The sequence below is a fragment of the Ketogulonicigenium vulgare WSH-001 genome, from assembly GCF_000223375.1.
GTDB lineage: Bacteria > Pseudomonadota > Alphaproteobacteria > Rhodobacterales > Rhodobacteraceae > Ketogulonicigenium > Ketogulonicigenium vulgare.
Map to the genome: position 1 here is coordinate 788,795 of NC_017384.1, position 22,448 is coordinate 811,242.

The window sequence follows — 22,448 nt, forward strand, 5'->3', positions numbered from 1 at the left end:
TCTTGCTCATAGCCAGAACATGACGGTTGCGGCGAGGATGATGGCTGAGAAGAAGGTCTCTGGACACCGGTCGTATCGGGTCGCCACGCGCCGCCAGTCCTTGAGGCGACCGAACATGATCTCGATGCGGTTGCGCCGTTTATAACGCCGCTTGTCGTATTTCACCGCCTTCTTGCGGGACTTCCGGCCTGGGATGCAGACCTTTATCCCCTTGTCTTTCAACGCATCTCTGAACCAATCGGCATCGTAACCCCGATCTCCGAGCAGCCACCCCGCCTTCGGCAGACTGCTTAGCAGTGCCGCCGCGCCAGTATAATCGCTGACCTGCCCAGCCGACATGAAAAACCCGATCGGCCGCCCCTTGGCATCAGCAACGGCATGCAGCTTTGTGTTCATGCCGCCTTTGGTGCGCCCGATCTGGCGCCCGCGCCCCCCTTTTTCACCCCAAGGCTTGATGCGGTGCGGTGTGCCTTCAAATACGTCGCGTCGATCATGATCGTCTCGTGCTCGGCGCGCTCAGTGACCAGCCCGACCAGGATCCGGGCGAAGACTCCGTTGTCGCTCCATCGCTTCCACCGGTTGTAAAGGGTCTTCGCCGGGCCGTATTCTTTCGGCGCATCGCACCACCGCAACCCATTGCGGTTGATAAATATTATGCCACTGAGGACGCGACGATCGTCCACGCGGGGCTTGCCATGGCTCTTGGGAAAGAAAGGCGCAAGGCGCGCCATCTGAGCATCGCTCAGCCAATATAGATTGCTCATCGATCAGGTCTCCTCACAGAGCCTGAATCACGCCAAAACCCCAAAATCAATGGGTCTGGAGCCTAGACGTACTAAGTCGTTTGTGATTACAGTCACAGCTTTCTCCTCGCGCTGACCTTCGACTGGCGGCTATAAGTACAGCCGCCTTAAAGTCTCCTATTTTTTTGGGCTTTAGAATCGTGCAGCCAACCCCAAGTAAGTTGGCCGAGTGTGCGCTCACTGTGTCACGGGGTGACGACGCTGTTCAGAGAATAAATAGATTATTGCAAATGCAGCGGAAGCGCGCTCATTCCGGTGGGATGTCATGAGGTGCCTCGTCTTTCAGCCTCATACGCTTGCGAATTCCTCCATCGATGCCGCTCCCTTCATCCATTGGCTCATGCAGGCTGCCTGCGGTCGGTGGTGCCGGCCAAGCTTTCTTCACCTCTTTATCGGCAATATTTGCAGTTAGACGTTCTGTCAGATTCGGAAAGAGTTTGTGCGAGATATTGGACGCATGGGCTTTTGGTCCAACTGGCATCTCCTCTTTCGGGTCGATGCAGGCTCTTACTATAGCGTCAATCACAATTTGCGGGTCATCCATAGCGGCCATGCGCGGCTCATGGCCGGTGTAATTCGCCGCGTGGATCCACCAAGGTGTGTCTACAGCCCAAGGCATAATGGTCGCAACGCGGATATTGCCTTGATTAATCAGCCGAAGTTCTTCGTTCAATGATCGACTTAAGCTTAATACAGCTGCTTTAGAGGCCGCGTAGGACGCTTGGTAGGCAAGCGGCACTTCGCTGTCGATGGATCCCACGTTGATCAAGGTGCCCGTGCCTGTCGTGAGGAACTCGCTAAGGGCGGCGTGCGCGCCGTAGATTAGCCCCTTGATGTTTACGTCGAGCACGCGGGCGTGATCCTCGACAGGGATGTCCCAGAAAAGTCCCAATGCTCCTACACCGACGTTGTTGATCCAGACGTCAATGGCACCAAAACGCAATAGCGCCTCTTTTTTAAGGTGCTGAATGTCGTCTGGCTTACTGACGTCCGTTGTCACCGCGAGCGCATTGGGGCCAATCTGCCTGGTCAATTCAGCCAGTAAGTTGGTCCGGCGCGCGGCAAGAACAACGTTAGCGCCCATTGAGGCAAGCGCTATTGCTGCACCCTTACCAAAGCCGCTAGACGCACCAGTAATAACTATCGTTTTTCCTACTAGCGAACGGTCGTTCATGACTATTTCCTCGTTTGAATGAGATAGAGCGGTAACGAGGTGAAAGTTCTTTTGTTCCGAGTAGGGGAAGAACACTGGTCGCAGATTTGCTCGCAGTTAATACTCGAGGCATGGCTCAGCCTTGAAAAAATTCAGGGGCTATTCCGTATTTGCGCTCGGCCGTGAGACCTTACCGAACGGTAGGAGGCGGGCCCTTCTTGGTGGCGAGCCCCGCAAGATGTTCGCGAAAGCGGTATGCTGTGAAAGGCAAAGGCAATATGCTCGCGGACGTTTTCCACATGGTCAGCTAACTTATTGATATCATTCAAGCTCAAGCGAAGTGGTTTTCCGCGATAGGCACTTGAAAATCATGGACTTCCGCACTCCCTCACTGTCCGCCATACTTCCTGTTTCGGCCCTATTTAAGAACGCCAAACACCGCCGTTAGCCGTCGTTTCCCGCACAAAACTAAGTGCCCGATCAAATAGAGCTGAGCCGCAGGAGGTTCATTTTCCCCTTTTTCGACAAAGCCGATTTTGCGGGTGTGCCCAGCCAGCGCCTGCTTCGACCGATAAAGGAATTCGAAGCTACCATCGATCGTGCCGTTGGCGAACAGGTGAGAGCGGATGGCGCATGCGGCGTTGAGCTTTGGTCAGCACTCGCCGGAATTCATCGGCACGCGGCAAATGGGGCAGTCGTTTCCTATACTTCACGCCAAGCTGCGGAACTGGTGGCCTGGGTGCGAGAAGAAGACGACTCCCTCCTGTGGTATCACAGCGGACCTACTGGCGATGTGGCCTCTTGGATCAGCGCGGCTATGGCTAAAGAAGGATGGACGTGGTCTCTGGCACGCTGATCCTGTTTGGTAGAAGCGCGGTTTCCGCTAACATTGCGGCCGTTCGATGCCTGCGGCGTACCTCCCAATAGCTGTCATTCGTTTCGGAGCCTCAAGGACGGAAAACGACCGCCACACCTGCAAACCACGCGCATGTTGATCCAGCAGCATTATAAGCGTCTTCTTCGATGAGTAGGCAAAGTTGTTGGGAGATATGCTGGAGAAATCGCGATCTCATCTCGCTCGGCCATTGCGATCGCATGGAATTGCTGGGCAATATAATAGTCGAAACCGAAGCGCACTTTGCGCGAAACAGGAACAAATGTGAGACCTCACGTGCAGCCATGATCTGATGCTACGGGGAGGGAGCTCTGGTATGAGCGGACAAATGCTCGAAAGGTGTGTGGTGCTGGCCAGTTCAAGAGGGCATAGTTTCAGCAGCTGCTTCATTTCGGCACCCGCCGGAATGAACCTTGGCTTGTTACCGGAGATTCTAGGTGCACGCGGCATAGGCTGGGAATGGGCAAAGGCGAGCACTTCGGAATTGGCAAACCCCTACGCGGCGATTCGCCACGCCGATTTCTTCATCGGGGTGTTGAACGGAACTAGGGCCGACTATCGGGTGATACATGAGGTGGGCGTCGCCGCAGCATTGGCGAAGCCTGTTCTTCTGATCATGTCCCCGCTTAGGAAGTTGCCGGTAGATCTGCGCCAATTCACCATCGCGCATGTTAAGCTAACCGATGAGCGCGCGCTTCGCTTCCATATCGATGCCTTCTTGTCAGCACCGCATCGGAATGTTTTTGAGGAGCGCAGTCCGACCTCGTCGTCTGCCCCAGAGCCGCCTAGCATCCCTGCGACGCAACGAGCCCGACCTGCAACGCCCGACTCCCGGCTCGAGCAGGAAGTGTTCGACCTGATCCAGCAAGCCGGTGGTTCGGCGGTCGTACAACCGGAGAGCGCTGCGCCCGAGCGATACCGCCCGGATCTGCTGGTTTGGCTCAGCTCGCAGGAACCGGAGCTGCTCGATCCAGCGGTAATCGAGGTAAAGGGGCGCGTCGAGCGCGGTTCGATTCGTTCGATTGAAGAGCGATTGCTAGGCTTTATGGGCACCAGCGGCGTGCGTACTGGGCTAGTAATAACGTCGGAGACCGTTCCCGAGCGATCACAACCGGCGTGGCCGACCATTTTTTGGCTGGATCTGCAGACTTTTCGTGACCTACTGCAATCGTCGCGCCTAGGGTCATACCTGCGCGAAAGTCGAAATCGCGCCGTGCACGGCGTCCGCTAATGGTTGCAATAGCGCTCGGCTCGATTGCCGCCACCTTAGCTGCAGCAGACGGCGGCACGACTGCTCAGAAGGGAAATGCTCTCGAGCAGGTCGTGGCCGATACGCTATGCTTGTTCGATGGCGTCGGCGTGCTCTTTACCAACGCTGTCGATGTCGATACTTCCTGCGAAATTGACATACTTCTTTATAATCAGCGTCACCCGGCGGGACTACCATTTCTACCCGATAATATCCTCATCGAGTGTAAAAATTGGGGTTCGCCGGTGAATACTGCAACGCTGCGCGCGTTCACCTCCAAGCTCAGACAATTCAAGCTCGATTTTGGCATTGTCGTTGCCTCGAACGGCATCACCGGAGATCAGACGGATCGCACCGCAGGACATGCGCACCTGCGAAGGGAGTTCGACCAAGTCGGATTGAAGACACTCGTCCTAAACCGGCAGGAGTTGGAGGGCCTGACGTCGACAGACGAACTCGGGTTAATGCTGCGTAAGAAGTTCGGAGCCTTCATCATGGGGTTACCGAGTTTTTAGGAGACATCAGCCGTCGCATTGAGAGTGGCCGAAGAACTGAGATGCCAGACTGCAAGCGCCAACTTCTCTGCCTAACTTGGCTGCACCCCATAACCTTCCGTTCGTTCAGATGCCGAACCACCACTCGCATCAAATTGCTGCACCTGTTCTCCTGGTGCCAACATCTCCGACATTCACTACGCCTCGCCGGGACATAGAAATTGGTTGTCCATTCATGCGGCTAACTATGGTGCCTCTTGGGCCGATAGGCGAATGTCCGGTTCAGGCCGGCATGTAACCAAAGCTGCCGTTGGCGCGCGTAGCCTGCCGACCAATTCACGGCACTAGCACCCCCCAACGATCGCCACCGTCCTCTGGGCATAGGTCCTCACTTCATCCTCGTCGAAGGTCGTGTTTGGGTCGTGGTGGAATGGTGCAGTGTAGCCGTTTATGTCATCGAGATCGTCATATTGCGGGGTGAGTGGGTGTGCCGCGTCATCCCTGATGATCGCGAGCATGTCGCCCAACCACTTCCCTTCCAGAATTTGATTCGGGAAGCGGTAGCGGATGTACCGTTCCAGAAGCGGCCGCATCAACAAACGCATGTCACGCGCATAGCCGCCGCGGCCCTCGGCAAAGTCCTGCAGACGCATATGGTCATGCAGATAGCCTTCCTTCACCTCGCGCTCAATGTCCCAAGGTTCGATCGACGAACTGCCGGAGCTCGTGGAGATCTGGAACGGCGTGCAGTTCGCACCGTGGATGAGGCCGTGTACGGCATCGAGGAAGAACTTGTCGTGGCTGAGCAGGATGACCTGCGCCGCCCTGTCGGTGCCTCCGGTGCGCACGATCTCCTTAGCGGTCATAGCGCGGCGGAAATCGTCGAGGCTCGTGAAGGGGTCGTCGAAGACGACGATCTTCTTCGAGAGGTCGGCGTCGCGTTTGAGCTGCGACAGAAAGAAAGCGAGCGCGAAGGTATTCTTGTCGCCGGCACTCATCGTTGTGTCGAAGCCGGGATCATCCGGATTGCTCTTCATGACGTCGACGTCGCTCGTGTCGAAGCGCAGGCAATATGTCGATTGAGGCTGCTTCCCTACATAGTTTTTGCCGCATTCCGCAAGGCGGAAGCTCGCCCCGAACGATGCCAGAAACTGATTGATGTCGGCCTCGTAAGCGCGAAGGATCGACGCATCATAGGCGTCGAGCGCTGCCTTCTTATCGTCCTTCAAGTCGACTAACGTCTTCTTCTCGTTGAGCAGCGTCGCATAATTGGAGGCGAGCCCAAGCACCGGCTCCGTGTGGCGTTTCTTCACCGCTTTGAGCGCGTCAAGCGCGGATTGCGCTGTCGACTTGTCGGTAACGGCGTTCGCATCCTTAATGGCCTGGATATGCCGGTTAGCCTCTTCGAAGGTAGCTTCACTCGCCTCAAGCTCAACCACCGTCGCAGCCCACTTGGCCTGCGCTTCAATGAACCCCGTAGTGGAAGCGACCGGATCGAGCGGGGCTGCCGCCTTCGTCATCAGCATCGCCTTTGCAGCCACGAAAAGCGCATCGACCTCCTCGCTGATACGATCGACCGCCTCCGATGGCATGAAGCCGTGATCGCAATAGGCCGCCCAGAATTCGGCATCGGTCGCGACTGTCTTAAAGGCCGTTTCTACCTTCAGCGCAGTGGTCGATGACAAAGCCTTGTTCAGCTCGGTCGCCATGTCGGTGATCGCGGCCTTGTGATCTTCATAGGCCTCACTGAAATATCCACGATAGGCCTCGATCAGCGCGTTGCCGTCGAGCGGGTTCGCGCAGAAAGGGCAGCGATCGTCGACGATGTGGGGGACACCCTGCGAGAGCCATTCCTCGCCCGCATCGGTGAAAGCGTGATGCGCAAGTTGGGCTTGGATGCGCGCTGAGGCATTAGCGGCAATCCCGTCCACGCCTTTGGCAAGCAGGTCGAGAAAATCGTCGGGCAGAGAAGGGAGCGTGGGTACGCTGAATTGCTTTCGAGCCGAGATCGCAGCACTGTCCATCACGGCCTTTAAGGCCTTCTCGGCAGCCTCGATCTTTGAGTCGATTGCGGAGTCCGCAGCCAGCTTCAGGAAGGTATCGAGCTTCATCCCGGCCGGAAGATGCTGCTCCAGAACTTTCTTCTCGGCTGTAATGGTCGATTGCTTGGCGGTCGCATCTGCATCTAGCCGGTCGACCTCCTCCGCAAGCGCGACGCCGGTCGGACCGACGACGATCCGATAGAAATTTCGGCGATGTTCCACGTCGATCTGATCGCCGCCGTGGACATTCTCGGTAACAAACTGCTGATCGAAAATGTGAATGTCGGGCTGAGGTGCACTCCACGTCCCGGCCGAAAAGCGAGAGAGGCCGGTGTCGAACAACAACCCAACGTCGGGTTCTGTAGTTGCCGTGAACGTTTTGCGGCGTAGGATCACTTTCGGATCATTTAGCTGAAGCGAACGAAGCACGGCACAAAGCGTGGTCTTTCCACGCCCATTTCCGCCGTAGATCAGCGTGAAGTGGCCATATTCACCGCCGCTGATGCGAGCGGACTTGAACCTGCCAACACTCTTGAGTGTGGTGATTTTTTTCAGAAACACAAACCGCCTCCTATACCGGCCCAGCATATGTTGGATAGGCACACACTAATTTTAGAAATGTGCTTATGGCCATGCTTTATTATTCATAATTCTTGTAACCTATGTACAATTTTGAGCGTAGCCTACTTTGCGCTATCTATAGGTGGTTGCTGTCAGATCCCGGCTGATATCATGTGGATATGCACAGCGTCGCGGTACGTATAGGAGCAGTGCCAATGGCTGGCGCGCGTAGCGACCACCCAGATCAGATGGCACCGTGCGGGATATATTCTTAATTGACTTACAGTTTTGAGACCCTCTCCCCTGCCGATTTCGAGGATCTCGTACGCGACCTCGTCGGTCGCCATCTTGGCGTCCGATTCGAAGCGTTCGGGCCAGGTCCCGATGGAGGAGTCGATGGCCGACATGCGACCGGCGACGAGATGGTGATTCTCCAAGCAAAGCACTATCGCCTATCGGATATGGCGGCGCTCACTCGCGCGATGAAGAAGGAACGCGGTGCGATCAACCGGCTCGATCCAGACCGATACATCCTCGCGACATCACGGCCGCTGACGCCGGACAACAAGGCGGCCTTGGCCGAGATCATTGGGCTGTCGTCTTTGCGCTCGATCGACGACATCTTCGGATGCGAAGATTTGAACGGTCTGCTGCGCAAATATCCTGAAATCGAACGCAGTCACGTTAAGCTGTGGCTCTCCGGGGCCGGTATGCTCGACCGTGTGCTCAACGCAGCTTCACACAACTTCACGACGATTACACAACAGGAGATCGAGGCGAAGCTCAAGGTTTATGCTGAGAACCCGAGTTTCAAATCAGGGCGAGATATTCTGGAAAGTCAGCGCGTCCTTATCATTTCGGGTCCTCCCGGCGTCGGCAAGACTACGCTCGCCGAAATGCTTTGCTACGCCTACATCGCGGAAGAGTGGGAACTCATCGCGATCCGCAATCTCGAAGAAGGGTTTGCGCGGATAGACGACAGCAAGCGGCAGATTTTCTTCTTTGATGATTTCCTCGGTAGGATCGCGCTCGACGAGCGCGCTTTATCGACGCAGGACTCCGATCTCGCCCGGTTTATCAGCCGGGTACGGCGAACACCTGGTGCGCGGTTCATTCTAACAACCCGTGCTTATATTTACGAGCAGGCGCGACTGTTCTCGGAGGCTTTGTCCGATACCAAGCTCAACGTATCGCGCTATGTTCTGGATGTGGGCATCTACACCCGTCGCATTCGCGCGCGCATCCTATACAACCATCTGGTTGTGGCAGGTATTCCCGAAGCGCACATCGCAGCGCTAATCGATCAGAAAGCGATCAAGAAGATCGTCGATCACAAACACTACAACCCCCGCATCATCCAGTTCATGACCGAGGCGGACCGGGTCGCCGATACCGATCCGGCAGGGTATCCCAAAGCGTTTCTCGATACGCTCAAGGACCCTGATCTCATCTGGGACAAGGCGTTCCGCACCCACATCACTCGGCGCTCGCAGCACCTGCTGATCGCCCTGTTCCTGATGTCCGAACACGGCTCCGAGATCGATGATCTCGACGAAGTGTTCGCCGGCATTCACCCGGTTCTGTGCGTGAAATTCGGCGTGCCCTATGATCCGAAGGATTTCGAAGGTGCGCTCCGTACGGTCGAAGGGAGCTTCATCGTGATTTCAGGAACGATGGTGCGCTTCGTCAACCCGTCGGTACGGGACTATCTTGCGCGTTACCTGAGTGACAAGGCGTTGTTGTCCGTGCTGGCCGACGGCGTTCCCACGCTACGAAGTGCGCGCAACCTCTTCGATCACTTCATGAAGCAGCCCGACCCTACCAACGAGGGGATCTCTACCTTCGTTTCCAGATTCGTCCGGCTTTGTGAGCGGTTCGTAGCGGTGGAGGTGTGGAAGCGCATTCCGGGAGAAACATATCGCTCTCGAATGTACGAGCTACCGAATTCGGACCGCATGGACCTTCTCGTGAACTGGTGGCGGCTCTCGAACGCCGAGCCGTTCATCACGGCAGCGCAGACGATCGCCGACCGGGGACGCGCCGTCCTGTCTGCGTGGGAGGACGGAAGGAAGCTGCCGGAGATACTAGCTGGGCTGCGCGCAGCCCAGGCTCTGGGCGAACCGACGCCTTCCGAACTGATCGACGCTGTCCAGGCCGGGGTCTCCGGTCTGCTCGCGACCGATCTTGATCCGGACGACATCACCCGCATCCTCGCCGCTGCCGACGAACATGAAGGTAGTCTGCCACCCGAGCTTTTCGCTGAGATCGAAGGCGCCACGCACCGGATGATGGAGGAGCTACCCGACAATCTCGGCCATCTAGATTCGGAATCTACGCTGGAAGACTGGGGCAAAACGATCGAAACGCTCGCCGCTCGTTTCGATGCAGATTCGCTCGTCGTCGAGCGCGCCCATGCCGCCCTCAATCACCGAACTTTACAATTGCGTGAAACAGAGGCCGACGACATCGAAGCAAATTTCACCGGGTCCACGGATATTCCGAGCGATAAATTCGACGACGCTGCTTTGGCGAGCCTGTTTGGATCGCTCGGTGCGTCGACCACCGCCATAATCGCGGAGGAAGGTGACGATGAACTGGGCGACCGCGACGATTTGCCGTTTTAGCGTCACAAGAAAGCAGAAAGCCCGACCTCCCGTATCTAGCCCACCATAGACCCAGCCAAGGGTCGAGGTGGATCAAGGGCAGCGCACGACACCTAGCGGCAACCCGATGCGGCGACGGATTGTAGGATCTCGTAGGACTGGCCCGCCCATACTGCGGGCAAGCACGCAATTTGGGACCAGCTCTTCGCACGTTACCGTAATCTGTTGAGCATACTCATCCAAGGACGCCTGAACGAAGTGCGGGCGCGCAGCATCGAGCGATCTTGGTGCGCTTTACTGCCTCTGGCGTAGGCCGGCGTGAACGGCAGCTTGTCGCCCTTCGCGTTCTCGAAGCTGCCGTTCCGGAAGGTCCAACATTGCGGACCTTCTGATCGTTCAAGCAGGCCTCTTTTTCAGATGGCACGGGCTGCTGAAAACTGGATTCCTGCGTAGAACCTCCGTTGCTGTTATGAAGCACGAGACCTTCATGACTTTGTGCACGTAATTCGCACCTTGTCCGGCTCGGCAACGATCCGCCCGGTAAAGGCAGAGGCATATCCGCGCCGAAAGCCATCCCCTCGCTCAAGCAGGCGCTGGCCTGCCGTCTCGATGACCGCGCTCAGCATCGATGCCGATACCGTCACGATGCCCGCTCGGTCGAGTTCAGCCTGAAGGCTCGCGGTTTCCTCCGCTGTTCGGGCTTGTAGTGCCCGAAGATAGGTCAAGCGCTCCTGCAATGATGGGTCATCGATGTCGAGAGCGCCCATTTCTATCCCTTTTCGTAACCTTTGTAGGCGGAGCTTCGCCTCCTCGGCACATCGGTTCAGTTCGTCGAGTCGACCAGCTCCGTCCCGCGCTATCAGCGCCTGCCGGCGTTCGAGAATCATCGTCAGAATGCGCTCGATGCGCTTCCGATCCAGTAGCCGTTCCATCATGTGCCGGGCGACCAGTGTGTCGAGCGCATCGATCGGGATCGCGATGCCGGTGCATCGGGCGGTGTCCGTGCGCGCCGTCTTCTGGCAAGCATAATAGCGATAGCGCCCGGCCTTGCCGGTCCGCATGGTCATGAGACCTCCGCATTGCGCGCAGTGCAGCAGGCCGGTCAGCATGTTCGGGCTGCTGACAAGATGCGGCAAAAGGGTCTTCGGGTTGCGGTCGCGCAACAGCGTCTGAACGGCGTTGAACGTTGCCTGATCGATCAGCGGCGGCACGGCGAGGGTGATGACCTCGTCGTCCGCTTTGCGGGTCCTGTCCTTGCCGCGTCGGTTAAACCGGTGCTGGCCCACATAGGTCGTTCGGGTCAGTATCGCGTGGATCGGGCCGACGCCCCAGCGTCCTCCGTCGCGGGTGAATATCGACCGGTCGTTGAGATATCCGACGATCGCCTTGACGCCCATTGGCCCGGTGGTTCCATCACCCGACAGCGCCAGCCGGTAGATCAGACGCACTGTGTCTGCATGCATGGGGTCGATGGCCAGTGTCTTCTTTACCTTGGCGCCGCGCCGTTCGGCTTCGACGATGCGGTATCCGATCGGCGGCAGCGCTCCGTTCCAGAAGCCCTGACGCGCGTTCTCCTTCATGGCCCGCAGCGTATGCTTGCCGTTCTCGCGTGACTGATACTCGTCGAACAGGGTCATCACCCGGCGCATCATGACATGCATAGGATCGTCGCCCACCGCCTGGGTGATCGAGATCAGCTTGACCCCGTTGCGGGCCAGCTTGCGGATATGGAACTCCAGCTCGAAATGATCGCGGAAGAAGCGGCTGAAGGAATGGACGAGGATGATGTCGAACGGCGCAGGCCGTCCGCTTGCTGCCTCGATCAGACGCTGAAACTCGGGTCGGCGATCGCTGGTGGCGGACACGCCGGCATCGACGAAGGTGTCGACAAGCTGATGCCCATGCGCGGCGCACCAGGCTTCGCCCTGCTGACGCTGATCGGGGATAGAGACGTCATGCTGTGCCTGCCGCGTCGTGGAGACGCGCAGGTAAAGCGCGACTCGCAGCGCCGCAGTACTGCCTACGGCGATCACGATTTTGACCGGTCGATCGGATCGATGGGGCCGAACATCTCATCGAAGACATCGCCGAAGTACCGCTCGAACACCTCGATCTCAGCTTCGGTGATCGGCACCTCATCAGGCCAGTCGTCCGTGACGATCCAGGTGGACACGTCGTGCTTCGGACGGCGCTTGGAGCTGGAGACTGCAGGGTTGGCGTTTGTGGATGAGGCGGATCGGGATTTACGCGGAGTTTTTGACATTCCCAGCGTATCGCCGGAATAGTCTAAAGGAGGAAGGGTTAAAGCCAAAAATCTATTTATTAATTACATTATCTACAGATATTTATCGATTTGCTCAATGCCGGTTAGCGAGGCAATCATGGTCAGTGCAACATTCTCTTAATCACGCTTCTTCAAAACAGGACTTTAGGCGTGACGACCTATGCTGCACCTTGGAATAGACTATTCAGCAGTTCATTCTGCAGTGTGAAGATGGGCTATTGGACCGCCTGAAAGGAAACGCCATGAGAGTGCCTATTACGAAAGCAAGGACCCAACTGGCAGAACTGGTGCGCCGCGCCGAATCTGGCGAGGACGTGGAGCTGACCCGCCATGGTCATGCCGCCGTGCGGCTCGTGCCGGTTCACACCGTTCTATCCGCCAAAGATCGCCGGGTTCTTTTCGAAACGTTTCGAAAGTCCGGTGCAGCGAAGGCGTCGGCGGGTGTCTCTGCCGCCCGCAGCCAGGATTTTCTCTATGACGACGAGACCGGCTTGCCGCGATAATGTTTATCGATACGTCGGCATCGATGGCCATTCTGCTCAATGAGCCGAAAGCAGTTCTTTGCATGCTGCGCTAGTAGAGGTCGGAAGATGAGCTGATCATCTCAGCTGACGCCGGAGCCGAAGTGGCGATAATCAGGAGCCAGCAGCGGCGCAATATCAGGATGATGTCGCCCAGATCGACTGTAGCTAAGGACCCGATGATCAGCCTTTTGTCGTGCTATAGAGGGCCATGGAGGGCTATGGAGTAGACATAGTTCTCATCCGGGTCCCGCATAGCCCGCCATTATCCCTATAAGATATTGAACGCATATGACGGTTGTCATCTGTACTGATGGCTCTGTCGCCCGCGCGCAGGTTTTGCGGGCAGGGGCCTGTGACATGGCGTGTGACGGGGCGTGATCGGGGCTTTCAGCGCGAAGCCGGTCGCGTTATCGACCGCGACATCGAACGACAGCTGATCGCTGCCGCCAAAGGCGCGGCCGGTGTTGTAACTCACCTGCAATTCCGCGCCGCGGAGACGGTATTGCCGCCGCTGGAAAAGCGCAGGCGGAAGCCGCGATGAGTGCCGGGCATGATGATATCGCTGGCGCGGATATCCCGCACATTCATAGCCGCAGAGCGCGCCAAAAGCGAAAGCAATCTTGCGCAGCACGGCCTATCGCACAGCGAGGCGCTGGCGGGGTTTGGGCCAGCCGCGCGCCTCCGGCAAACGGCATTATGCCCTGTCGATCCGGCGAAAGGTAAAGACCACCAGATAAAGCCCGCCGATCAGCCCGGTCGTCAGCCCCACCGGCATCGCGACGCCAAGCGCAAAGCGTTGGCTGATCAGATCGGCCGCCGCCAGCAGCACCGCGCCTGCCAGCGCGCCTGAGATGATCGGCACATCGGGCGCGCGGGTCAGGCGCTTGGCGATCTGTGGGCCAGCCAGTGCGATAAAGGCAATCGGCCCGGCAATCGCAGTGGCAGAGGCCGTCATCCCGACCGCCAGCAACACCATCACAAGGCGCAAGCGTTCGGGGTGCAGGCCCAGCTGCGCGGCGGTGTCATCGCCCATTTCCAGAATATTCAACTGCCGCGACAGCGCGAGGATGGGCGGCAGCAGGCAGGCGATACCGACGCCAATCGTCGCGACATGCGTCCAGCCGCGCATATTCAGCGATCCGGCCAGCCACAGCTGCGCACTGGCAGCCTGATCTAGATTACCCATCACCAGCAGCACCGTATTGATCCCGGCCAGCAGCGCGCCAAAACCGATGCCGACCAACACCAGCCGCCCGCCACCATCGCGCCGCGACAGCAGCAGCACGATCACCGCGACGGCCATGCCGCTGGCCATCGCGCTGACAGCCGTCAGCCACGGCCCCGCGTTGAACAGGATGATCTGCACGATCGCTCCGGTCGCCGCGCCAGAGGTGAACCCGATCACATCGGGCGATCCCAGTGCGTTGCGCGAGATCGACTGGAATACCGCGCCTGCGACACCCAGCGCCCCGCCGACCAGAATGGCGGTGAGCAGGCGGGGCAGGCGGATCTGCCAGATGATCCGTTCGGCCATCAGATCGGGGGCGTGGCCGCTCAGCGTGCGTGCGACATCCAGCGGTGGGACATTCAGCGTCCCGGTGCCCAGCAGCGCGAAACCTATCAGCGTGAGGACGCCCAGCATCACCAGCGCAACCAGCAGCGCACGAGGCCGCAGCAGCAGCGAATAGGGGCCAAGGGTCACCAGTTTCATGCCCGCACCATCCGAAAGCGACGGGCGACCCAGATAAAGAACGGCCCGCCGACCAGCATGGCGATAATGCCGGCGGCAACCTCGTCTGGCGCGGCGATCATGCGGCCGATGATATCTGCGCCTAGCAGCAGTAGCGCGCCGAACAGCGCCGAAAAGACCAAGATCCAGCCATAGTTTGCGCGCCCGACGCTGCGGGCCAGATGCGGGGCGACAAGGCCGACAAAGCTGATCGGCCCCGCCGCCGCTGTTGCTCCGCCCGCCAGCAGCATGACAGCGACGCAGGCCAGCGCCCAGATGCGCGGCGGGTTCAGCCCCAATGCGCGGCCACTCTCCTGTCCCAACATCAGCGCGTTCAGCCCCCGCGCCAGCGTAAAGCAGATCAGCCCGCCCGCCGCTAGCGACGCGGCAAGGACGAAGGCCACCTGCAGGCTGCGCCCCTCGACCGAGCCTGCGGACCAGTTGCGAAAATCGTCCAGCACCTGCACCGGGCTGTTGATGACGATGATGCCGGTGAGGGACCCTAGCGCGACCGACAGGCCCGCGCCTGCCAGGACCAGACGCAGCGGGTGCGCGCCGCTGGTATGGGCGCGGCCCAAAAAGAACACCAGCGCCCCCGCAGCGCCCGCGCCAAGATAGGCGAACCAAACATAGGCGGTGACGCCCTTGACCCCCAAAAACGCGACGGCGATGATGACGGCGACGCCTGCACCCGCGTTGACGCCCAACAGGCCGGGTTCTGCCAGCGGGTTGCGCGTCACTGCCTGGATCAGCGCGCCCGCCATCCCCAGCGCCGCGCCTGCCATGACGGCGATCAGCGTGCGCGGCAGGCGCAGTTCCCGCACCACCAGATGCAGATCATTCGCCGGATCGGGCGAGAATAGCGCGCGCAGGCTGTCACCCGGCGCGATGGGCCGCGCGCCAAGGCAGATGCCCAGCAACGCCAGCACCAGTAGCGCGGCAAGTGCCGTCAGCAGGATCGCAGGGCGGCTCACTGGGTTAGCGCATCGGCGACCAGATGCGCCATTTGCAGACCCGAGTAATAATCAACGCGGAACGAGCTGAGCCCCAGCGCATAGACGCGGCCCGCTTGCACCGCAGGCAGATTCGCCAGCACCGGATCGGCCATAAAGGCCGCGACGCCCGACTGATCCGCGCCGAACAGGAAGACGGTCTCCCCCTCGATCGCCGCCGATAGATATTCATGCGAGATGAAATCGAAATCGGACGAGCGGCTGACCTGCGGGCGCAGCGCTTCGGGCAGGGGGAGGATGTCGAACCCAAGGGCCTCGACCACGCGGGCCTGCGGGCTTTCGGTGCGGCCAATGGAATAGCTGCCGCCCAGATTATAGCCAACAACGGTGACGCGGCCGCCGCCTGCAGGTAGCTGGGCGCGGATCGCGGCCATTTCGGTGTCAAAGCGCGCGATGGCGGCCTCGGCACCGGCCTCGTGACCCGTGGCGGCCCCAATCTGGCGGGCCAGATCCTGCCAGCTATGGTTGGAGTAGTTCAGCACGAAGACCGGCATATCCATCGCCTGCAGATCGGGCAGATAGCTGACAATGCTATCTGCGCCGGTGGATGCGCCGATGATCAGATCGGGCGCGGCAATCATCAGCGCCTCGATATCAAAGGTCAGATTGGGGTAGAGGACTGCAACATCGCGCGATACCGCCACATCGGCCCATTGCGTGAAAAAGCCGTTTTCATCTGTCAAAGGCGTGCGCGTGGCGGCGGTGCTGGCCAGCAGCGGCACATCCATCGCCAGCAAAATACCGGTCAGGCTGGGGCTGGTCGAGACGATGCGCTGGGGCGGGGCTGTCAGGGTCAATTCCCCGCCCTCATGCGGCAGGGTGCGGGGCCAGTCCTGCGCGAAGGCGGGGGTGGCCAAGGGGGTGGCAAGCGCGGTGGCGAGCAGCAGATAGCGCAGCATCAGAAGGTCTCCTCGGCAAAGTCGATATCAATCAGGCCCCCACCTGCGGCGCGCAGTTTTTCGTAATGGGCAAGGCGGGCGCGGTCGATCTCGGAGCTGGAGACGCCATGTTTCCAATAGCCCTCGACCCGGATTAGATCGCGCGGCAGGCCAAGGGCTTGGGCGTGCTGGCGAATAGTGCGCATCTCGGCCCGCTCGCCTGCGGCCCACAGCGTGATCTGCGGGTCGGTGATCGCGGCAAAGGCAGCGGCCAGCGTGCCCGTGGTGCCGGCCGCGCCTTGCAGCGGGATCATCCGCGCCTCGACCCCTGCAGGGATATTCAGCGCGGTGAAGGCGGCGGGGTCGGCGGTCTCGACGATCAGCAGGCCGGGGGCACCCGCGGGCCAGATGGCAAGGATCGGCTCTAGCGCGGGGATGGCGGTGTCATCGGCCAGCACCACAGCGCGGTGACCCGATAGATGCGCGGGCAGGAAATGCGGGCGGGGGCCGGTCAACCAGATGCGCGCGCCGGGCTGGGCGGCGCGCAGCCAATCCATCGCGGGGCTTGATCCATCGTGGTCGACAAAATCAATTACCACCGTGCCGCTCGCGGCATTAAAGCGGCGAATCGTATAGACGCGAGAGGTGGGTCGGATGCCCTCGGGCGATGCGACCTCTAGCCGGACGGCGACATTGGGGACGGCCCAAGCGGCCGTGTCCTGGGATTGAATGGTGCCCGTGACGCGCAGCATGATTGCATTGGGGCGGGTGATCGTGCGGACCTGCATCTGAAGCCGCTCGAGCCCGCGCATATGGTCGGCTTTGCTGAGTGTATCATTGCGGTCTTCAACGCTGTCGCGTTTATCTGCGGCCATCTTTGCCTCGTATCCGGTCATGGTGGGGAAGGCTAAAGCGGGCGGCATCGCCCGCGTGGCAGGATTGATATTGCAGAACGCGTTCCGCGATGCAATACACGTCGCAACAATCGGAGGCTGATCATGACATCCCGCCCCGCGCAGCCCATGCAGCCAGCCGACACGGCCCGCCTTCACGCGCAATCTATCACCCTGCGCTATGACACGCGCGAAATTTCCACGCATTTAACTGTCGCGATCCCCGATGGCGCCTTTACCGTCATCGTAGGGCCTAATGCCTGCGGCAAGTCCACGCTGTTGCGGGCGCTATCGCGGTTGCTGCCGCTTGCGGCAGGGCAGATCTTGCTGGACGGCCAGTCGATCAGCGCCATCCCCTCGATCGAGGTGGCGCGGCGGTTGGGGCTGTTGCCGCAGACCGCCACCGCGCCCGAGGGGATCACCGTGGCCGAGCTGATCGGGCGCGGGCGTTTCCCGCATCAGGGCTTCTTGCGGCAATGGTCGGCGGCGGATGCGGCGGCGGTTGCGCGGGCGATGGCGCAGACCGGCACCGCTGATCTGGCGGATCGCCGGGTCGAGGCGCTATCGGGCGGTCAGCGCCAGCGGGTCTGGATCGCCATGGTGCTGGCGCAGGAAACCCCGATCCTGCTGCTGGACGAGCCGACGACCTTTTTGGACATCGCGCATCAGGTCGATCTGATGGAGTTGCTGGCCGATCTGAACCACGCGGGGCGCACCGTACTGGCGGTGCTGCACGACCTGAACCAAGCCTGCCGCTATGCCACCCATTTGATCGCCATGCGCGATGGCCATATTCTGGCCGAGGGCGCGCCCGATCAGATCGTCGATGCGGCGCTGGTCAAACGCGTCTTTGACCTCGATTCGATCGTGTTGCCTGATCCGGTGACACAGACGCCAATGATTGTGCCGACGCGGCGCGCTAGGGGGCAGGTCTAGGGGATAGCGGCGCCGAGGGCGGCGTTCACCCGCTTTGCCTCGGCCAGCAGGGCCATGCGATCCTCGGGATGGGCAAGACGACCAAGGTCGGTGACGGTGGTCATGACGCAGACCAGCTCGCCCTGCACGTCAAAGACCGGCGCGGCTTGGCCGGTGACATTGGGCAGCAGATGACTGGTCTTTTCCGCCCAGCCGGTCTGGCGGATCGTCTCTAGCGTCGGCGCATCGGGCGGGGTGCCGCGAAAGGTCTCGGGCTGATTGGCGCGGGCGGCCTGTACGGCGGCGGGGGGCAGGAACGCTTGGAACACCAGACCGCAGGCGGTGTTATCAAGGGGCAGGATATCGCCCAGCACCAGCGGGTTGATGGCGAAATAGACATTACGATACCAGCGCACCAGCACCGGCCCGCGATCCGTCCAGATCGCAACACCTGCACTGAGGCCATGTTGCAGCGCCAGATCGCGGGTATGCTGGGCGGCCACCTCGATCGCATCGGTGCGTTTCAGCGCGGCAATGCCGATGGTCAGCGCCATCGGCCCCAGATCGTAATGGCCGGTGGCGCGATCCTGACGCGCCAGACCCTCTTTCACCAGACTTTGCAAATAGCGATGCGCGGTCGAGCGGCCGGTCCCCGCCTGACGGGCCAATTCGCTGAGGGGCAGGCTGCTGCCCGCCTCGGCCATGACCTTCAGAAACCGCGCCGCAAAGGACACCGATTGGATCATGGGCGAGCGTTTGCCGCCCCCGGTTTCGGGGTCTTCCTCGGGGAATAGCTCGAACTCGTCCATCATCGCGGCCCTTTGTTGCAGTCCGGTCACTTAACCCGATGCAAGGGGGCAGGCAAAGCCGAAACTGCGCGGGGCGCGTGTTGACATGCGGTATGCGTTCTGCAATGCAATACGCATTCGCGACGCCAGCCTATCGCCAGCCGGGAAAATCCATATCCGGAGATCATTATGGCCCTTGGCACACGCGCCCGCCTGACCCTTGGTGTCAGCACCCTGTCCTTTGCCCTTGCCGCGGCGCTGCCGCTGGCCGCACAACAGACGTCCACCAATCTTGGCAATATCTACATTTCGCTGACGGGCGACCGGGGCTTGCGCAACCAGCAGGACACCGCAAATTCGGTCGAGGTGAAAACCGCCGAGGATCTTGCGCGCGAACATGCCGGTGCGGATTCGCTGTCGACCGCCATTTCGGGCACGGCGAACCTTGTCTATCCCGACAATGTCAGCGCGCCGGTTATTCGCGGTCTGGATACCCAAGGGCCGAACACCGGGGCGGGCGCGTTCTTTTCGGGCACCGTGCCGCGCGTCGCGGTCAGCGTCGACGGCCATTATCTGGGCTTTAACGAGCTGTATTACGGTGCAAGCTCGATCTGGGACAGCCAGTCGCTGGAGGTCTATCGCGGCCCCCAAACCACCAGCCAAGGCGCCAACGCCATTGCGGGCGCCATCGTGGTGAATACCAATGACCCGACCTTTACGCCCGAGGGTGCCTATCGCGCCGAGGTCGGGTCGAACAATAGCCGCCGTGTGTCGCTGGCCTATTCCTCGGCGATCACCGACAATCTGGCAGGGCGGATCTCGGTCGATTATACTAGCCGCGATACGTTCATCAATTATACGAACCCTTCGTTTACCACCGGCGATGCAGATCACTCGTTCCAGAACCTGAACCTGCGCGGCAAGCTGCTGTGGCTGCCCAGCGATATGGACGGTCTGTCCGTCAAGCTGACCTTTAGCCATAGCGACACCAACCGCCCGACGCAGGAAATGGCCACTGCGCCCTATAGCGATCTGAACAACGCCTATGCGACCACCGTTCCCGGTTGGGATCAGCAGCAGGACGCTCTGGTGCTGGATATCGAGCAGGACTTTGGCAATGGTATGGTGCTGACCAACCAGACCCAAGCCTCCTATGGCACGGTCGAGCGGCGCGTGGGTACGGGGAACGGTGATGCCGATATCACCACGCGCGACTTCTCGAACGAGACGCGTCTGACCTTTGGCCAGCCAGATGATGCCTTTACCGGCCTTGCCGGCCTGTTCGTGCGCCGTGTCGAGGCGGACGAGGCCCTACGCCTGACCGCCGGCAATTCGAGTTTTGACGATACCAAGATCAATATCGGCGTCTTTGGCGAGGCGACCTGGAACTTTGCCGAGCGCTGGAGCCTGAACGCCGGTCTGCGCCTGCAAAGCGACCAGATCGAGCGTCTTGGCACATCTTATGCGGCGACGCTGCCTGCGACCTATGACCAGACCTTTACCGAACTGCTGCCGAAACTGGCGCTGACCTATGAGGTGACGCCCGATTTCAACATCGGCGGTATGATCAGCCGCGGCTATAACCCCGGCGGTCTGACGCTGAATCTGTCATCGAAGGCGTGGCAGGAGTTCGAGGCGGAAACGATCTGGAACTACGAGCTGTTCTCGCGCGCGACGCTGCTGGAGGAGCGCCTGTTCCTGACCACGAACATCTTCTACATGGATTACGAGGATCAGCAGTATAACATCGCGGTCGAGGTCTCGCCCGGTGTGACGCAAAGCTATACGATCAACGCCGAACAGGCGCATTCCTACGGTCTGGAGGTCGGGCTTGATTTCGCGGCCAGCGATACGCTGAAGCTGCGCGCCTCGGCGGGATTGTTGCGCACTGGGATTGATGAGGTCACCGCCAATAGCAGCTATGAGGGCAATGAATTTGCAAAATCGCCCAGCTATACGCTGGCGCTGGGCGCCGATTGGCAGGCGACCGAGGCGCTGAGCATCGCAGGCTCGATCCGTGCCTTTGGCGGCTATTATTCCGATATCGCCAATACCGAAGCCTATGTCGTCGATGATTACGCGCTGGCCGATCTGCAAGCCGCCTATCGCTTTGACAATGGGCTGGAAATCTATGGCTATGTGAACAACGTCTTCGACGAGCGCGTGCCGACCGCGATGCAATACAACCGCACCGGCGGCGGGATCGAGGCCTCGATCACCACGCCGCGTACCGTGGGCCTGGGTGTCCGCGGCACGTTTTAAATGATATCCGGCCCCCGTTCGTGCGGGGGCCGTGCTATGCAAAAAGGAAGCCCAATGGCCACCCGACGGAAACTTTGTATCGGCATGTCGCTGGCGCCCACCTGGCTCAGCGGCGAGGGTTGGCGCGCCGATGACAGCAATATCGACGGGCTGTTCTCGTCCGATTTCGCGCTGGATATCGCCCGTATGGCCGAGGCGGTGCATCTGGATTTCGTCTTCCGCCCCGATACGCTGTATTTGCCGATGGAGCGGCTGGAGCAAAGCTTTGGCTTTACCTCTCTGGACAGCACCATGCTGATGGCCGCTATCGCGCGTGAGACCTCGCATATCGGGCTCGTGACGACCGTATCCACCACGCTGCAACAGCCCTATCTGGTGGCGCGGCAATTGATGTCGCTGCATTGGTTGTCCAAGGGCCGCGCGGGGTGGAACATTGTCACCGCCATGCAGGGGCAAGAGAATTTCGGCATGGAGAGCCTGCCGAAATCCGAGGATCGCTATGCCGAGGCCGCCGAATTCACCGATGTTGTCCACCGGCTGTGGGCCAGCTTTCCGGCGGATGCGGTGTTGGCCGATCGCGCCAGCGGGCGCTATGCCGATACCAGCAAAATCCATCCCATCAACCATGTCGGGCGCAGCTATCGCATCAAGGGGCCTCTGAACTTGCCGGCCTATCCCGGCCCGCGTGTGCCGCTGATACAGGCGGGGGCCTCGGGCGCTGGGCGTGATTTCGCGGCGGCCACCGCCGATATCGTCTTCGCCATGACCCCTGATTTCGACGCCGCCAAAGAGCTGCGGGACGATCTATCCGCCCGCGCCGTCGCCCATGGCCGCGCGCCCGAGGATATCCGCGTGCTGCCCGGGATCGGCCTTTATCTGGGCGAGACCCGCGTCGAGGCCGAGGCGTTGTTTTCCGCAACTCACGCCCGTATCCCGCGCGAGAGGCGTCTGGACAAGGTGCTGGACGCGCTGGGCCTTGATCTGCGGAACTGGCCGGATGCGCGGCAGGTCACCGCCGCCGATCTGCCGCCCGCCAAGCCCCGCACCGCGATGCTAGAGGCGCGTCTGCGCCGTCTGATCACGGCTGAGGCGCCCACCGTCGCGCAATTGCTGAACCGGCACGAGCTGGTCGCCGCGCCGCATTGGACGATTGTCGGCACAGTAGAGGATGCCGTGGCCGAGATTGCCGAGTGGCACGGGGCAGGGGTGATCGACGGCATGATCCTTGCGCCCTGCGGCTCGACCCGATCAATGCATATCGCGCTGCAGCAATTGGTGCCCGCGCTGGCGCGTGCCGGGCTGTTCCGCAGCGCGTATACAGGCACGCATTTCGCCGATCATCTGGGGATTGCCTGATCCGCC

The 22,448-nt window shown here is 60.3% G+C and carries 18 protein-coding genes; 7 read left to right on the forward strand and 11 right to left on the reverse strand.

The annotated features are described in order from the left end of the window. Positions 1 to 6 precede the first annotated feature (6 nt). A protein-coding gene (locus tag KVU_RS03985) for an IS5 family transposase (protein ID WP_148225652.1) occupies positions 7 to 764 on the reverse strand; the annotation gives its coding sequence in 2 pieces (ribosomal slippage) (positions 7 to 440 and positions 440 to 764; 759 coding nt in all). A 286-nt stretch (positions 765 to 1,050) separates the two neighbouring features. Further along, positions 1,051 to 1,977 carry an SDR family NAD(P)-dependent oxidoreductase gene (locus KVU_RS03990; RefSeq protein WP_014537645.1) on the reverse strand — a complete coding sequence of 309 codons (927 nt, stop codon included), beginning with the start codon at positions 1,975 to 1,977 and terminating at the stop codon, positions 1,051 to 1,053. Between the two features lie 1,190 nt (positions 1,978 to 3,167). Between KVU_RS03990 and KVU_RS03995 the strand changes: the two genes are divergently transcribed. Together KVU_RS03995 and KVU_RS04000 are read left to right on the forward strand one after the other, a co-directional pair. Beyond that, a complete protein-coding gene (locus KVU_RS03995; RefSeq protein WP_148639074.1) occupies positions 3,168 to 4,082 on the forward strand; it encodes a nucleoside 2-deoxyribosyltransferase in 915 nt (304 codons plus the stop codon). Next, a complete protein-coding gene (locus KVU_RS04000; RefSeq protein ID WP_044008027.1) occupies positions 4,082 to 4,615 on the forward strand; it encodes a restriction endonuclease in 534 nt (177 codons plus the stop codon). Before KVU_RS03995 ends, KVU_RS04000 begins: the two co-directional genes overlap by 1 nt. Positions 4,616 to 4,938: 323 nt before the next feature. Here KVU_RS04000 and KVU_RS04005 read toward each other — a convergent pair whose 3' ends face one another. Then, entirely contained in the window at positions 4,939 to 7,197 is a 2,259-nt protein-coding gene (locus KVU_RS04005) for an AAA family ATPase (protein WP_014537646.1), read from the reverse strand. A 275-nt stretch (positions 7,198 to 7,472) separates the two neighbouring features. Here KVU_RS04005 and KVU_RS04010 point away from each other — a divergent pair, with 275 nt between their 5' ends. After that, positions 7,473 to 9,821, forward strand: a complete 2,349-nt coding sequence (locus tag KVU_RS04010; RefSeq protein ID WP_013384050.1) for an nSTAND3 domain-containing NTPase — start codon at positions 7,473 to 7,475, stop codon at positions 9,819 to 9,821. Positions 9,822 to 10,285: 464 nt separating this feature from the next. Here the strand turns inward: KVU_RS04010 and KVU_RS04015 are convergent, their stop codons facing one another. Both KVU_RS04015 and KVU_RS16095 read right to left on the reverse strand, forming a co-directional pair. After that, positions 10,286 to 11,833: a recombinase family protein gene (locus KVU_RS04015; protein ID WP_013384051.1), complete on the reverse strand. Its 1,548-nt coding sequence runs from the start codon at positions 11,831 to 11,833 to the stop codon at positions 10,286 to 10,288. Continuing rightward, complete coding sequence (locus KVU_RS16095; RefSeq protein WP_013384052.1) at positions 11,830 to 11,973, reverse strand: hypothetical protein; 144 nt, start codon at positions 11,971 to 11,973, stop codon at positions 11,830 to 11,832. The genes KVU_RS04015 and KVU_RS16095 overlap by 4 nt, the downstream gene beginning before the upstream one ends. Positions 11,974 to 12,326: 353 nt before the next feature. Between KVU_RS16095 and KVU_RS04020 the strand changes: the two genes are divergently transcribed. Then, positions 12,327 to 12,587, forward strand: a complete 261-nt coding sequence (locus KVU_RS04020; protein ID WP_014537648.1) for a type II toxin-antitoxin system Phd/YefM family antitoxin — start codon at positions 12,327 to 12,329, stop codon at positions 12,585 to 12,587. Between the two features lie 319 nt (positions 12,588 to 12,906). On the opposite strand, the gene KVU_RS04025 is transcribed toward KVU_RS04020, so the two are convergent. The 5 genes from KVU_RS04025 to KVU_RS04045 all read right to left on the reverse strand — a co-directional run bounded on the left by KVU_RS04025 (position 12,907) and on the right by KVU_RS04045 (position 17,103). Next, positions 12,907 to 13,083 carry a hypothetical protein gene (locus KVU_RS04025; RefSeq protein WP_156771216.1) on the reverse strand — a complete coding sequence of 59 codons (177 nt, stop codon included), beginning with the start codon at positions 13,081 to 13,083 and terminating at the stop codon, positions 12,907 to 12,909. 219 nt (positions 13,084 to 13,302) lie between these two features. Continuing rightward, positions 13,303 to 14,319, reverse strand: coding sequence for a FecCD family ABC transporter permease (locus tag KVU_RS04030; protein ID WP_014537649.1), 1,017 nt, complete (start codon positions 14,317 to 14,319; stop codon positions 13,303 to 13,305). After that, positions 14,316 to 15,311, reverse strand: a complete 996-nt coding sequence (locus tag KVU_RS04035; RefSeq protein WP_014537650.1) for a FecCD family ABC transporter permease — start codon at positions 15,309 to 15,311, stop codon at positions 14,316 to 14,318. The genes KVU_RS04030 and KVU_RS04035 overlap by 4 nt, the downstream gene beginning before the upstream one ends. After that, entirely contained in the window at positions 15,308 to 16,249 is a 942-nt protein-coding gene (fepB, locus tag KVU_RS04040) for a Fe2+-enterobactin ABC transporter substrate-binding protein (protein WP_013384055.1), read from the reverse strand. Before fepB ends, KVU_RS04035 begins: the two co-directional genes overlap by 4 nt. Further along, positions 16,249 to 17,103 (reverse strand): siderophore-interacting protein, encoded by an 855-nt coding sequence (locus tag KVU_RS04045; RefSeq protein WP_065739344.1) that lies wholly within the window; start codon positions 17,101 to 17,103, stop codon positions 16,249 to 16,251. Before KVU_RS04045 ends, fepB begins: the two co-directional genes overlap by 1 nt. Before the next feature lie 123 nt (positions 17,104 to 17,226). Between KVU_RS04045 and KVU_RS04050 the strand changes: the two genes are divergently transcribed. Further along, a complete protein-coding gene (locus KVU_RS04050) occupies positions 17,227 to 18,057 on the forward strand; it encodes an ABC transporter ATP-binding protein (protein WP_014537652.1) in 831 nt (276 codons plus the stop codon). Here KVU_RS04050 and KVU_RS04055 read toward each other — a convergent pair. After that, complete coding sequence (locus KVU_RS04055; RefSeq protein ID WP_013384059.1) at positions 18,054 to 18,848, reverse strand: IclR family transcriptional regulator; 795 nt, start codon at positions 18,846 to 18,848, stop codon at positions 18,054 to 18,056. The genes KVU_RS04050 and KVU_RS04055 overlap by 4 nt on opposite strands. 165 nt (positions 18,849 to 19,013) lie before the next feature. Here KVU_RS04055 and KVU_RS04060 point away from each other — a divergent pair, with 165 nt between their 5' ends. Next, positions 19,014 to 21,086 (forward strand): TonB-dependent receptor, encoded by a 2,073-nt coding sequence (locus tag KVU_RS04060; RefSeq protein WP_014537653.1) that lies wholly within the window; start codon positions 19,014 to 19,016, stop codon positions 21,084 to 21,086. Positions 21,087 to 21,140: 54 nt separating this feature from the next. Then, on the forward strand, positions 21,141 to 22,442 hold the full coding sequence (locus tag KVU_RS04065) for an NtaA/DmoA family FMN-dependent monooxygenase (protein ID WP_013384061.1): 1,302 nt from the start codon (positions 21,141 to 21,143) through the stop codon (positions 22,440 to 22,442). The last annotated feature ends 6 nt before the right edge of the window (positions 22,443 to 22,448 follow it).

Excerpts from the sequence above, each read along its gene's own strand:
- KVU_RS03990 (WP_014537645.1), bottom strand. The coding sequence starts at position 1,977 with ATGAACGACCGTTCGCTAGTAGGAAAAACGATAGTTATTACTGGTGCG.
- KVU_RS03995 (WP_148639074.1), top strand. The coding sequence starts at position 3,168 with ATGAGCGGACAAATGCTCGAAAGGTGTGTGGTGCTGGCCAGTTCAAGA.
- KVU_RS04000 (WP_044008027.1), top strand. The coding sequence starts at position 4,082 with ATGGTTGCAATAGCGCTCGGCTCGATTGCCGCCACCTTAGCTGCAGCA.
- KVU_RS04020 (WP_014537648.1), top strand. The coding sequence starts at position 12,327 with ATGAGAGTGCCTATTACGAAAGCAAGGACCCAACTGGCAGAACTGGTG.
- KVU_RS04030 (WP_014537649.1), bottom strand. The coding sequence starts at position 14,319 with ATGAAACTGGTGACCCTTGGCCCCTATTCGCTGCTGCTGCGGCCTCGT.
- fepB (WP_013384055.1), bottom strand. The coding sequence starts at position 16,249 with ATGCTGCGCTATCTGCTGCTCGCCACCGCGCTTGCCACCCCCTTGGCC.
- KVU_RS04045 (WP_065739344.1), bottom strand. The coding sequence starts at position 17,103 with ATGGCCGCAGATAAACGCGACAGCGTTGAAGACCGCAATGATACACTC.
- KVU_RS04050 (WP_014537652.1), top strand. The coding sequence starts at position 17,227 with ATGACATCCCGCCCCGCGCAGCCCATGCAGCCAGCCGACACGGCCCGC.
- KVU_RS04055 (WP_013384059.1), bottom strand. The coding sequence starts at position 18,848 with ATGATGGACGAGTTCGAGCTATTCCCCGAGGAAGACCCCGAAACCGGG.
- KVU_RS04060 (WP_014537653.1), top strand. The coding sequence starts at position 19,014 with ATGGCCCTTGGCACACGCGCCCGCCTGACCCTTGGTGTCAGCACCCTG.
- KVU_RS04065 (WP_013384061.1), top strand. The coding sequence starts at position 21,141 with ATGGCCACCCGACGGAAACTTTGTATCGGCATGTCGCTGGCGCCCACC.